The sequence below is a fragment of the Acinetobacter sp. 809848 genome, from assembly GCF_000581275.1.
Classification (GTDB): domain Bacteria; phylum Pseudomonadota; class Gammaproteobacteria; order Pseudomonadales; family Moraxellaceae; genus Acinetobacter; species Acinetobacter pittii.
In genome coordinates, this window is the sequence record NZ_JEXG01000027.1 from 40,483 (window position 1) to 52,977 (window position 12,495).

At 39.0% G+C, this 12,495-nt stretch carries 11 protein-coding genes and 1 pseudogene; 9 read left to right on the forward strand and 3 right to left on the reverse strand.

Features of this window, described 5'->3' with window-relative positions:
* Positions 1 to 44: 44 nt before the first annotated feature.
* The 3 genes from J536_RS18090 to J536_RS18100 all read left to right on the forward strand — a co-directional run bounded on the left by J536_RS18090 (position 45) and on the right by J536_RS18100 (position 4,039).
* Positions 45 to 1,091, forward strand: coding sequence for an AbrB family transcriptional regulator (locus tag J536_RS18090; protein WP_017481273.1), 1,047 nt, complete (start codon positions 45 to 47; stop codon positions 1,089 to 1,091).
* 161 nt (positions 1,092 to 1,252) lie between these two features.
* A complete protein-coding gene (locus J536_RS18095; protein ID WP_032063535.1) occupies positions 1,253 to 2,638 on the forward strand; it encodes an outer membrane protein transport protein in 1,386 nt (461 codons plus the stop codon).
* Between the two features lie 33 nt (positions 2,639 to 2,671).
* A complete protein-coding gene (locus J536_RS18100; protein WP_032063536.1) occupies positions 2,672 to 4,039 on the forward strand; it encodes an amidohydrolase in 1,368 nt (455 codons plus the stop codon).
* A gap of 57 nt (positions 4,040 to 4,096) precedes the next feature.
* Here J536_RS18100 and J536_RS18105 read toward each other — a convergent pair whose 3' ends face one another.
* Positions 4,097 to 5,104, reverse strand: a complete 1,008-nt coding sequence (locus tag J536_RS18105; RefSeq protein WP_032063537.1) for an AraC family transcriptional regulator — start codon at positions 5,102 to 5,104, stop codon at positions 4,097 to 4,099.
* A 215-nt stretch (positions 5,105 to 5,319) separates the two neighbouring features.
* Here J536_RS18105 and J536_RS18110 point away from each other — a divergent pair, with 215 nt between their 5' ends.
* Complete coding sequence (locus J536_RS18110; protein WP_081404165.1) at positions 5,320 to 6,345, forward strand: fatty acid desaturase; 1,026 nt, start codon at positions 5,320 to 5,322, stop codon at positions 6,343 to 6,345.
* Positions 6,346 to 6,432: 87 nt separating this feature from the next.
* On the opposite strand, the gene J536_RS18115 is transcribed toward J536_RS18110, so the two are convergent.
* The gene (locus J536_RS18115; RefSeq protein ID WP_032063539.1) at positions 6,433 to 7,041 is read right to left on the reverse strand and encodes a LysE family translocator; all 609 of its coding nucleotides are present in this window, start codon (positions 7,039 to 7,041) and stop codon (positions 6,433 to 6,435) included.
* Between the two features lie 255 nt (positions 7,042 to 7,296).
* On the opposite strand from J536_RS18115, the gene J536_RS18120 reads away from it, so the two are divergent.
* The 4 genes from J536_RS18120 (at position 7,297) to J536_RS18135 (ending at position 11,266) form a co-directional block, all read left to right on the forward strand.
* Positions 7,297 to 8,169, forward strand: coding sequence for a LysR family transcriptional regulator (locus tag J536_RS18120; RefSeq protein ID WP_032063540.1), 873 nt, complete (start codon positions 7,297 to 7,299; stop codon positions 8,167 to 8,169).
* 368 nt (positions 8,170 to 8,537) lie between these two features.
* Positions 8,538 to 9,524 carry a DUF1852 domain-containing protein gene (locus tag J536_RS18125; RefSeq protein ID WP_016142103.1) on the forward strand — a complete coding sequence of 329 codons (987 nt, stop codon included), beginning with the start codon at positions 8,538 to 8,540 and terminating at the stop codon, positions 9,522 to 9,524.
* A gap of 21 nt (positions 9,525 to 9,545) precedes the next feature.
* Complete coding sequence (locus J536_RS18130; protein WP_017400049.1) at positions 9,546 to 10,589, forward strand: methionine synthase; 1,044 nt, start codon at positions 9,546 to 9,548, stop codon at positions 10,587 to 10,589.
* A gap of 185 nt (positions 10,590 to 10,774) precedes the next feature.
* Positions 10,775 to 11,266, forward strand: coding sequence for a flavin reductase (locus J536_RS18135; protein ID WP_000249487.1), 492 nt, complete (start codon positions 10,775 to 10,777; stop codon positions 11,264 to 11,266).
* Between the two features lie 53 nt (positions 11,267 to 11,319).
* Here the strand turns inward: J536_RS18135 and J536_RS26495 are convergent, their stop codons facing one another.
* A complete protein-coding gene (locus J536_RS26495; RefSeq protein ID WP_032063541.1) occupies positions 11,320 to 11,736 on the reverse strand; it encodes an NF045616 family extracytoplasmic (lipo)protein in 417 nt (138 codons plus the stop codon).
* A gap of 694 nt (positions 11,737 to 12,430) precedes the next feature.
* Between J536_RS26495 and J536_RS26030 the strand changes: the two are divergent.
* Positions 12,431 to 12,495: pseudogene (locus J536_RS26030) on the forward strand (TetR family transcriptional regulator); the annotation flags it as partial.

Here is a 12,495-nt window from a genome sequence, read left to right on the forward strand (position 1 = left end):
CAGCAATAATAGCCAGCATTGGTTGGCTATTATTGCTCTGAATTATGGAAAAAATAAGCTCAAATCTCAAAGGATTAGCAATTGCTCTGGTCGGAGCTTTAATTGCCAAATATTTGCATATTCCCTTGCCTTGGTTGCTTGGACCTTTATTGACGGCCTTATTGTTCGGTAGTGTTGGTCATCCACTTGCCTGTGATCCCCAGTGGCGACGCATAGGGCAGGTCATTATTGGTATGGCTTTAGGCCTATACTTTTCACCAGCTTTGGTACAGGCAGTGGCAGCATATTGGGGTTTTATTCTCATAGGTTTGGCATGGTCACTTGTGTTGGGTACTTTGCTGGCTGGATTGCAATATCGAGTTAATGCCTTGGATTGGGCAACTGCATGGTTTTCTTCTGCGATTGGTAGCGCCAGTGAAATGGTGAATATTGCAGAACGATATCAAGCTCAAGTCGATAAAGTCGTTGCTGCCCATAGTTTGAGAATTGTGATTTTGGTTGTGCTGGTTCCAATTTTTATGGAGCTTTATTTTCATGTTCAATGGACTGGTTTAAAGATACCAGTATCGGATCAATTTAGCTTTTTTCAAGTCGTCTTACTGTTTTGTCTGGCTCTGTTTGTTGGTCAGGTTTTTCAATTTTTTAATCTTTTGAATGCTTGGATTTTGGGGCCACTCGCCATTATTGGGTTATTGTCATTTTGTGGAATACTTCAGATGAAATTGCCTGAATGGTTTACTGCCTTTGGTCAAGTCTGTATTGGCTGGTCATTAGGCAGCAAATTTCCATTTAGCTTTTTAAGGAAAAATAAAAAATTTATTGGAATCACACTGATATTCAATTTACTGGCTTTAGCGTTATCGATCAGCGTTGCTTTATTACTGGTTAATTTAAGTCATACAGAAAAACAAATCTTGATTTTAGGCCTTTCACCTGGAGGCATCGCAGAAATGTCACTGATGGCTAAAGCTCTCGGACTCGCAGTACCCATCGTCGTTTCCTTTCAACTCTCAAGATTAATTTTCGTCATTCTCACTACACGCTTTTTTTATCAATACAGTCTGCAATTGTTTTTTAAATCTAAAAAGTAAGAGCTTTTTTAATATAAGAACTTTGTTGTGCTTACCGTTATACAAACCATAACTTTTCAATATGGCATCTACGGTCAAATCATTGGCGTTTGGAGCTAAGCAGAAGCATTCAAATCTACATAAAGTTAGGAATCAAAATAAAAAATATCCAGGATGGATCCATGAATTTTGTTGTGAATAAAAAAATATTGATCTTAGGAATAACTTCAATTTGCACAAGCACCTTACATGCGGCTGCATTTGATAAAACAGGGCAGTCTGTAGCGGCATTTTTACAACCGGGTAACTATTTTGAAGCAAGTTTAGGAATCACAGATGCCGATTTAAGTGGTGTAGAGTCGGGCACAAACCCGTCACATCATTCAATTTCAGATATAGCCAACACCGATTATCGACCTACCGCAGCTTTAAAATTACAGTTAGCACCGCAGTATTCATTTGGCTTGCTTTACGATCAACCATTTGGTGCCGACACAGAATATTCAGGCCTAAATGGCTTTGTCGCAACGCCAAAAGACACGGTTATGTTACCCAGCATTACAACAGCAGGACTTGCCAATGCTACTTCTGGTCAGGCTCCTACAGGAAATGCAAAATCAGAATTTGATATACAAAATTTAAGCTTTATTTTGGGATATCAACCCACAAAGAACTGGAATCTTTATGCGGGGCCAGTCTATCAAACCTTTAAAAGTCAGGTTGAATTAAGAGGTAATGTATTTAGTCTTTACAACGGCTATGACTTTCACACCAAAACTGTAGGTGACTTGGGATGGTTAGCAGGGCTTGCCTACCAGATTCCGGAAAAAGCTGTGAAAGTCTCATTAACCTACCGTTCAGCCATTACTCACAAACTAAACGCGACTGAAAATGCCCCACTCATTGAGATGTTAAGCACTCAACAAGGTCGTGATTTAGTTAATCAGCATCTAGACTACATGATTTCTATTGGTCAGATGACTCCACAAAAGAAAGCTTACTTAAACCAGATTATTGCCAATTTGCCAGAACAAGAAGATACAGGTACAACAAAATTTAAATCTCCTGATTCAGTGAATTTAGAGTTCCAGACCGGACTTCGTCAGGGAACGTTACTGTTTGGTGGTTTACGCTGGGTAAATTGGAGTGATCTTGCTTTGCAACCTTATCGCTTTGGTGAGATCTCAAAAGTTGTTGGCGTACTATCAACGCCAAGCCGTCCAGAAGGTTTTAATTTGGTTCGTTATTATGACGACCAATGGTCTTTAAATTTGGGGGTTGGACAACGCTTTTCACCTAAATGGTTAGGCTCTGTGTCGGTTGGATGGGACTCGGGAGCAGGTGATAAAGTCTCAACGGGTGGCCCAAGCAAGGGATATTACAACTTGGGCGTGGGTGCTCAATATAGCCCGACATCGCAATACTTTATTTCTGGTGGTATTAAATATTTTTGGTTAGGCGATGCAAAAGCTCAGCTTGGCGCACAGGCGGGTAGTGACTATTATGTAGGTGAGTTTAAGGATAACCACTCAGTCAGCTATGGCTTAAAAATTGGATATAAATTTTAAAATTAAATCAGTCATTTATAAGGTTTTAATTACATGAATAAAATGATCAAAAACGGTATATTTTTAGGTTTGTCGACTTTCATTGCAGGTTATGGAACTCTCCTTCATGCTGAAGCAAGTCCAACAACTTTGCCGGCGGTTTCGCAAAAAGCGTTAACCATTATTGATAGGCAAACAGAATGGTTAAGCAAGGTCTATAAAGACATTCATGAACACCCTGAACTTGGGTTTATGGAAACGCGTACTTCAGCAATTGTTGCCAAAGAGCTTAAGTCACTAGGTTTTGACGTTAAAACGGGAATAGCCAAAACAGGCGTGGTCGGCATTTTAAAAAATGGTGAAGGGCCAACAGTCATGTACCGTGCCGATATGGATGCCAACACTGTTGAAGAAGCGACTGGTTTACCATACGCGAGTAAAGTGCGTGTAAAACTTGATGATGGAACTGAAACACCTGTAGCACATATGTGCGGTCATGATGCACATGTGACATGGATGCTCAGCATGGCAAAAACATTAGTCGCTTTAAAAAAGGAATGGAGCGGAACTATTATTTTAGTCGCGCAACCTGCAGAAGAGCCGATCACAGGTGCAAAAGCTATGGTGACCGATGGCTTATGGACAAAATATAACTTGCCAAAACCTGATTATTTCTTTGCAGTGCATACCACACCTGCACCTGTGGGCGTGGTCATCAATGCACCGGGGCCACGTATGGCGGGAACCGATCAGCTTGATGTTTTATTTAAAGGTGTGGGTGGGCATGGTTCACTACCAATGCTCACCAAAAACCCAATTAGCATGGCGGCCAATGCAGTAAATCAATATCAAACTATTATGGGTAATGCAGTTGATCCGCAACAAGCGGCAGTATTATCGATAGGTTCAATTCAGGCTGGAAATTCGAATAACGTGATTCCTTCTACAGCATTGGTCAAAATGAACTTGCGCTGGTTTGATCCTAAAGTGCGTGAAACTATGTTAAATAACATTAAGTCTATGAGTGAAGGCGCGTCTCAAATGCAGGGGATGGGTAAAGACCAAATGCCGACCTTTACTTTTAAAGGTTCAAGCACACCTGTAATTAACAATAAAGAATTTTCGGCACGTTTAAATGGGCCTTTAAAAGCATTATTAGGCGATAAGCATGTTCTAACTGAGTATCCTGCGGTTATGGGGTCAGAAGATGTTCACCATTTATTAGGCGACCAAAAAGACATTCCGTTTAACTTTATGTTTATTGGTGTGGCAGACCCAGTTGTGTTTGCAAATGCAGTCAAACAAGGCAAACCTGTGCCTTATATTCCACATAGTCCAAACTACATTGTTGACTTAAAAGCTTTGCCAGTGGGTGCTAAAGTCACTACAGTTTCGATGCTAGAACTGCTTACTAAAAAGTAAGTTACTCATAAAAAAAGATGCATTCACATGCATCTTTTTTATCTAAGTTTTTAAAAGTTAAGAGCAAGCCAGATATTTTTCTCGATAATGGATAGGTGATAAATCGGTCCAGCGGCGAAACGCGCGGGTAAAACTACTGACATCGTTAAAGCCAAGAATATAAGCAATCTCAGTAATATTATGGCTTGAGTTTTTAATATACGATAAGGCGAGTTCATGCCTAGTCTGATCGAGTAACTCACTATAAGAGGTGTTTTCGGCAGAAAGTTTGCGTTGCAGGCTTCGTATGCTTAAGCCCAGACTTTTCGCAACGTCTTGTTGTTGGAAATCACCTGTAGATAATTTTTCGATTAATTTTACTTTCACACGTGCCAATATATTTTCTTTATCGAACCGTGCCAGATAACGATTAATAATTTCATCATATTCTTGGGTGAGAGTAGGATTTGCACCTTCTAGTTGTTGTTCTATGGTTGCTGTATCAAACACAATCATGTCTTTGGCTGCATTAAAAACAATCGGAGCTTTTAAAATACTCTGGAATGTTTCTAAATCTTCAGGTTCTGAACGTCTAAGTTCAATGCGTAATGGCGAAAAAACAGAGCCTTGTAAAGCACGACTTGAGCGAATAAAAACGGAAATAAATGCATCTATTGACTCGGGCTGAACTTCGTCGGGAACATGAATAACGAAATAATGGCTATTTCCTTGCCCATAAAACTCTAGCTCTGGAATATCCGTAACCACACGAAAATAACGAATAATTCTTAGAAACATCTCTTTTAGAGTAGTGCTGGTAATCAGTGAATGCCCTAACACATGAAAAGTATTTTGATTGACTTGGCTGGCAACTTTAAGGCCAAAACATGAATCTTGAGTTTTCTGAACTGCTAATTTCCATAAATTTGCTGTTTGTTTTAATGAATATCGTGCATCAGGATTACTCAGAGCCTGAATATCTAAACCTGCTTGTTCTAATAAAGGTTGACTATCAACACCGGCTTTTTCGAGCGCTTTTTGAATCGCTTTCACCCAGCTAGCCAGTGCTGTTGCTGTCTGTGGCATGTTATGTCCTATAACTTCTGATTCATATTCCTGTAAACAGTATAAAAGATTCAAAACTAAAAAATCTTTTGTTTGTTTTGAATCTTTTTATTTTGGCATCCATAGCCAATAGATTGGCGTTTCGAGCTAAGCACATTTAGGGTGATCTAAATAAAGTAGGGGCATGAAAAACTGAGGAATAACGGATGACCTATATTTATAAAAATCCTGCCGGAATGACCGATAGCGAAAAAACGGAACATATTAAAAAAGTAGTAACAGCAGAAGGTGTGGCTTTACGCAAACGCCATCCTATTTTGAACCATCAAAATGCCATTGGGGCGATGATTCTATTTATATCTTTGGTCGGCATGATAGCGACTGCCGTGCTCTATATAAATCATCAACTTTCAGCTTGGTTTGCAATTCCAATTATTGCTTTTTTTGCATCGCTCACCCATGAGTTAGAGCATGACCTGATTCACTGGATGTATTTTAGAAAGAAACCATGGGCACATCATTTAATGATGAGCTTAGTCTGGTTAGCTCGACCAAGTACCATTAACCCGTGGAAACGTCGTGAGCTGCATTTTAACCATCATAAAAACTCGGGCACCGAAGTTGATTTAGAAGAAAGAGCTTTAACCAATGGAGAGCAATGGAGCATACGCCGACTCATCGCGATTGGTGATAACGGCTTGGCGGTCTTGTTCCGTATTATCTCTGCAAGCAATTGGACGGTTAAAAAAGTCATTTTTAAACGTGCATTTATGGCTTATTTCCCGTTAGGAATTATTCACTGGTCGCTGTGGTATATCTTTTTAGGTTTTCATGTAGTTGATGTTGTTGCAGGTTGGGCGAATGCACCGATTGCTTGGTCAGCTACCACTTTAAATATTATGCATGTGGTTAATATTTTGACTGTTGTTTGGGTCGCACCGAATGTGCTGCGTACCTTCTGCTTGCACTTTGTGACTAGTAATATGCATTACTACGGTGATGTCGAATTGGGTAATGTCATTCAACAAACTCAAGTATTAACGCCGTGGTGGATGATGCCGTTCCAATTGTTTTGCTTTAACTTTGGTTCAACACATGCCATCCACCATTTTGTGGTGAAAGAACCATTCTACATTCGCCAAATGACTGCACCAGTTGCCCATAAAGTCATGCGTGATATGGGTGTCCGATTTAACGATGTCGGAACATTTAAAAGAGCAAATCGTTGGAATGTAAATGATTTATCTGAATCGAATACTTAAAAAATAGATTCTTAGCTCGCTTGAATGGACTGAATTCTGCACGAAGGACTCAGTCCACACTCTACAGTTTCTTAAAATTCATTGGTTCTACTGAAACTTAGTAAAAAGCAGAATCACGCCTAAGACACATAAGATTGAGCCAATCACCTTATTAATCTGTACTTGCTTGGCTAACATTTTCTGTCTCAGTAGCATGGATGAAAATAGTACAGCAACCAGTGAAAACCATACAAAATGGGCAAAAGACATAAAAAAGCCATAAGCCAAAAGAATCGATTTAGGCGTGGTTAAACTCACAATTTGCGTATAGGTGCTAATCACAAATAGCGTAGTTTTAGGGTTGAGGGCGTTGGTAAAAAAGCCGTATTTTATGGCTTGCAAAGTACCGATAGAATTTAAGGCAGCAGTGTCTAAAACTGGTTTTTGAGTAAAAGTTTTATAGCCAATATAGATCAAGTAAATCGCACCAATATACTTAACAATATTCAAAATTTGCGGCGTATAAGTCATCACAAATGCAACAGCCACAAGGGTATAGGTCACATGCACCAACACGCCAAGCGATATTCCCAGTGAAGTGAACACACCTATTTTTCTGCCGTACAAGTAACTATTTTTCGTAACGATCGCGAAGTCAGCGCCGGGGCTAACCACTGCCAAAATCGTAATGAGAATAACCGCAATAAACTCTGCCATTATCTTGCACCCTCACTGAAAACGAGGGGATTAATCTGTACTTTTTGGAATGTATTTGAGAGGAGAACTGTTTTGCTTAAAGCAGTTATTTTTTCCACGTAATAAGCTGTATCTATACGCCTGTGAAAATAGATATAGATATTCAATATGTTTTTCATCATCTAAAATGGGGTTTAATAAAGATGATTTTTATTTTGAACAGAAACCTAAAAATAAAAATCGATAAAAATGACTACACATCTATGAGTTTTTGGAATGATTGAAAGAATATCGCTGAATTCATTAAAATTTTTCTATTTTGTGGCGAAGTATGGCAGCGTCACTTTAGCTGCAAAGAAATTATTTGTGACGCAAAGTGCGGTCAGTAAACAAATTTATAATTTAGAAGAAGCTTTAAATACGACTTTGTTCGATCGAAAAAATAAAACACTTGTGATGACCGAGCAGGGTGAAACTTTATTGAGTTGTTGCTATCAGGTGTTTGGTCAACTCGATGAATGTTTAATAGAACTCAGCCAGCCTAAAACTCACAACAAGCAATTGGTCTTGTCGTGTGAACCGACGCTTTCCATGAAATGGCTCATTCCACGGTTATCAAAATTTAAAAAGCTTGGTCATGATTTTGAGGTTGTGCTACTCACAGCAGGCGGCGTGGTCGATTTTGAAAAAGATAATATTGATATCGCGATTCGCAGAAATGACTTTGATTGGGGAGAGCATATCTATAGCGAAAAAATTGCCGATGAATATATCGCTCTAGTTCAAGCAATCAAGCCATCGGAAACAAACGATTTACTCATTTCGACCTCTAGACCAAATTTTTTCAAAAGCATGATTCGCATTGCTGAGCTAAAGCAAAGTTTAAAAGGCTACGCTAAAGTTGAACTCGAACATTTTTATCTGTGTTTAGAAGGCTGTTTGGCGGGACTTGGCGCAACGGTTATCTCAATTTATATGATTGAAAAGGAGCTTGAGTGGAACTTACTGAAAAAAATTTCACCTGTTGTGCAAGATAATTCAGCCTATTTTTTACTTTCTCATAGCGCTTTTGAGGAAGATTCACGTAAAACCATATTTTTAGAATGGCTAAAAGCAGAGATGAATGAGAGTCAGCACACATTACTTTAGGTTGATTCTTTTTAACTTAATTTTTTATTGTTAAGTATTTGAAAATAATAGTAAATATTTAAAATGATTAAGGTGCTGTGTGAGAGCTGCATATTGAATTTCTGCTGTCTAAAATTTCCAAAGATGAAAAATATTTAACTTCATACTTATTTATTAAACCCTAAACATGAATTTCACTCAGTTTGTAATGAGACTAAATCATTTTTATTCATGTTGTGATTGCGGTATAAATCTATTCATGCTCTGAAGCGCTCCAGTAATTCACTTTGATAAGACCATAAGGCACAAATCTGACAAGTCTGGAAAGTTTAAAAAGAGCAAAAAGTTTTTATTTAGGTTTTATCTCAGAAATTAGGGTACTGATCACAATGAGTAAAGAATTTACATTTACGATTAAGAGTATTTGTTTCGATGAGAACTATCGTCCAGCAGACAATACACGTATTACAACCAACTTTGCTAACTTAGCAAGAGGGATGAGCCGCGAAGAGAATTTGCGCAATACATTGCAGATGATCGACAATCGTTTCAATGCCTTAGCTCATTGGGACAACCCTAAAGGCGACCGCTATGGCGTTGAACTTGAAATCATTTCAGTTGAAATGAATATTGATGCCGAAAACCGTGCAAGCGGGCTTCCTTTAATCGAAATATTGAAAACCAATATTGTTGATAAAAAGACCAATGAACGTATTGAAGGTATTGTAGGCAACAACTTCTCGTCTTATGTACGTGACTATGACTTTAGTGTGCTGTTGTTAGATCACAACAAAAATAAGTCTACGTTTAGCACGCCTGAAAAGTTTGGTGAATTGCACGGTAACTTGTTTAAGAGCTTTATTAACTCTGAAACTTACAAAGCCAACTTTAAAAAGGCGCCTGTGATTTGCTTAAGCGTTTCGACGACTAAAGAGTACCACCGTACTGAAAATGAACATCCTGTTTTAGGTGTTGAATACAAGCAAGAAGACTATTCATTAACTGATGAATATTTCCAAAAAATGGGCTTAAAAGTTCGCTACTTCATGCCGCCAAATAGCGTTGCGCCGTTAGCGTTCTATTTTACAGGCGATTTGTTGAGTGATTACACCAACCTTGAGTTGATTAGTACCATCAGTACGATGGAAACATTCCAAAAGATTTACCGTCCAGAAATTTACAACGCAAATTCAGTGGCTGGAAAATCTTATCAACCAAGCTTGAAACACGAAGATTATTCACTTACTCGAATTGTGTATGACCGTGAAGAACGTAGCCGTCTGGCTATTGAGCAGGGGAAGTTTGTTGAAGAGCAATTTATCAAACCATACCAAGCGATTCTTGAGCAGTGGTCTGCTAATTACGCTCCTAATTAATCAACATACGGGTCATTGATCATGAAAAAATTATTACCGACTTCAACTGCTGGCAGCTTACCTAAACCGTCTTGGCTTGCAGAACCTGAAAAGCTTTGGTCGCCTTGGAAACTTGAAAACGAAGGCTTAGCCGAAGGTAAAAAAGACGCGTTACGTTTGGCTTTGCATGAACAACAACTTGCTGGCATCGACATTGTGAGCGATGGCGAACAAACTCGCCAACACTTTGTGACCACGTTTATTGAACACTTAAATGGCGTAGATTTTGAGAAGCGCGAAACAGTTCGTATTCGTGACCGTTACGATGCAAGCGTGCCATCTGTTGTAGGTGCGGTGTCTCGTCAAAAGCCTGTGTTTGTTGAAGATGCGAAGTTTTTACGTCAGCAAACCAATCAACCAATTAAGTGGGCATTACCTGGCCCAATGACCATGATTGATACGCTTTACGATGGTCACTACAAGAGCCGTGAAAAACTTGCTTGGGAATTTGCCAAAATCTTGAACCAAGAAGCACGTGAGCTAGAAGCTGCTGGTGTAGACATTATTCAGTTTGACGAACCTGCATTTAACGTATTCTTTGACGAAGTAAATGACTGGGGCATCGCGACTTTAGAGCGTGCAATTGAAGGTCTAAAATGTGAAACTGCGGTCCACATTTGCTACGGTTACGGCATTAAAGCCAACACTGACTGGAAAAAGACACTCGGTTCAGAATGGCGCCAGTACGAAGAAGCTTTCCCGAAACTTCAAACGTCTAACATTGATATCATCTCGTTAGAATGTCACAACTCACATGTGCCTATCGATTTACTCGAACTCATTCGCGGTAAAAAAGTCATGGTCGGCGCAATTGATGTTGCATCTAACCAGATTGAAACACCAGAAGAAGTGGCTAACACACTACGTAAAGCGCTTCAGTTTGTAGATGCTGACAAGCTTTACCCTTGCACAAACTGCGGTATGGCACCTCTTTCTCGTGAAGTGGCACGTGGCAAGTTAAATGCTTTAAGTGCAGGTGCAGAAATCGTTCGTAGAGAACTGACGGGTTATGATCTTACTGCTTAATATTTACCAATAAGTGGTATAAAGGGTTACTTTTTTGATGGCAGTTGATAATCAAACAAGTAACCCTCATTTTACTTACTACATGTCGCTCTAATCAGATCGCATGTCGATAGTACCTTCCTGATGGAGTTGGGCGGTATAGCAAACACACAGGACAAGGTACGGTTCAATTTAGGAATAATGTCATGGTTCAAGCAACAGACTTTAGAAATGCAATGTCTTTACTCACAAGTGCGGTTAGTGTTGTGACTACGGCAGGCATGTCTGGCCGTTTTGGATTTACTGCCTCTGCTGTTTGTAGTGTGACCGACACACCTCCGACATTATTGGTGTGTATGAACCAATCTGCGAGTTCGCATGCACATTTCCTAGATAACAAAATCTTAACTGTGAATGTGTTAGGCGCGCATCACGAACATATTTCAAAAGCATTTTCATCTAAACTCACACCAGAAGAGCGCTTTAAACATGGCGCATGGATTGAGTTAGAAACGGGTTCACCTGTGCTAGATGATGCTTTGGTAAGTTTCGATTGTGAGATTGAGCAAATTCAACAAGTCGGTACACACACGATTTTTATATGTCCGATCGTAGCGATTAAACAAAGCCAACATGACCAAAGTTTGGTTTATTTTAATCGTGCTTATCACCAAGTGGGGCAGACCGAGATTGTCTAATCCCACTTGTTTAGTTGTTTCTGAGATAGCGAAATGAGGGGCTAGGAACAATCCTATTTACAGGTTGTTTCACCGGGTTCAGGCTCTCGGATTTCTAGCTTATTGTTATTTTCTACTATACAAATACGCGTATCGAAAGTTTTGTATATATCCAAAGTAATGTCATAAGCTACATTCTTTTCAAACGCCTTTAGAGGAATTTTTACACAATCTTTCTCTTCTATTGGCAGAGGGGCGTTTAAATATTCTTTCTCATAAGAACTTTTAAATCCGTTTTGGTAGTCCACTTTCCCCATAAAAATCAAAAATTTATTATCAAAAGAATAATTTGTTTTTTTAGGGTTATTGGTAAAGGCACATACATAATCTTGATGTAGTGTAACCTCTAATGGAAGAGGGCCTTGGCTACAACCATTCAATAAACACCCAATGGTTAATATTAAAATGGACTTTGAAAATAGTCTTCTCATTTATGTTCTCGTAAAGTTCTAAAAAATATTCCAAATCAAAAAGTAAATTCATGTGGTTTAGCTTACCGTATCTGACTCTTTTTAAAAAATAAATAAATACAATTAAATATAATATCTAAAATAATAATTAAGTTAATCTAATGAAAAACAATAAGAAATTTAAATACTTGTCATAAAAGCTACATTGACACCTCTAAACTCTCAGATTATGCTTTGCGTGCTGGCCACATTGCCAGCCGGCTTTGACAGGCTGTTTTTTCGAGTACATTGAAAAGACTTGTTTTTTTTGATGTATACCCACTCGTCTCCCTTTTTGTAGCGGTAGGACGGAAGGGGGACGCCTTCGTGCGTGCTGGGTTCTCGAAAACCAGTCTGTCAACCCTCTTTCGTTCTGCCACCATAATTCCAAATGAATGTTTTGGCAGAACTCCCAAAATCAGGAGTTGGCTATGCACATCCATCATTTCTTGGCACTCATTGCCAAAAGCTATAACGACACAGCTTAAAAATTTACAGCAGCTTGAACGCCATAAGGTTTTCAGGCTTTAAGTCATTTTTACTTAAAACTTAGCAAAACAAAACTTGAGATGTGCCAAGCACCGTCTTACGGCTTTGCTGTGCCTTTTTTTCTCCCAGAAAGGGCACAGGCTTTTTATCTCATTTAGAAACAACAAGAATTTATAACGGTAAAACTATGCCAACTTTAGAAATATCTTCCAAAAAATTACAGGTTGTTCAAACTGCCATCCAACTCTTTAC

What these genes read in the sequence shown, in the direction of transcription:
- J536_RS18090 (WP_017481273.1), top strand. Translation starts at nt 45, where the DNA reads ATGGAAAAAATAAGCTCAAATCTCAAAGGATTAGCAATTGCTCTGGTC.
- J536_RS18095 (WP_032063535.1), top strand. Translation starts at nt 1,253, where the DNA reads ATGAATTTTGTTGTGAATAAAAAAATATTGATCTTAGGAATAACTTCA.
- J536_RS18100 (WP_032063536.1), top strand. Translation starts at nt 2,672, where the DNA reads ATGAATAAAATGATCAAAAACGGTATATTTTTAGGTTTGTCGACTTTC.
- J536_RS18105 (WP_032063537.1), bottom strand. Translation starts at nt 5,104, where the DNA reads ATGCCACAGACAGCAACAGCACTGGCTAGCTGGGTGAAAGCGATTCAA.
- J536_RS18110 (WP_081404165.1), top strand. Translation starts at nt 5,320, where the DNA reads ATGACCGATAGCGAAAAAACGGAACATATTAAAAAAGTAGTAACAGCA.
- J536_RS18115 (WP_032063539.1), bottom strand. Translation starts at nt 7,041, where the DNA reads ATGGCAGAGTTTATTGCGGTTATTCTCATTACGATTTTGGCAGTGGTT.
- J536_RS18120 (WP_032063540.1), top strand. Translation starts at nt 7,297, where the DNA reads ATGATTGAAAGAATATCGCTGAATTCATTAAAATTTTTCTATTTTGTG.
- J536_RS18125 (WP_016142103.1), top strand. Translation starts at nt 8,538, where the DNA reads ATGAGTAAAGAATTTACATTTACGATTAAGAGTATTTGTTTCGATGAG.
- J536_RS18130 (WP_017400049.1), top strand. Translation starts at nt 9,546, where the DNA reads ATGAAAAAATTATTACCGACTTCAACTGCTGGCAGCTTACCTAAACCG.
- J536_RS18135 (WP_000249487.1), top strand. Translation starts at nt 10,775, where the DNA reads ATGGTTCAAGCAACAGACTTTAGAAATGCAATGTCTTTACTCACAAGT.
- J536_RS26495 (WP_032063541.1), bottom strand. Translation starts at nt 11,736, where the DNA reads ATGAGAAGACTATTTTCAAAGTCCATTTTAATATTAACCATTGGGTGT.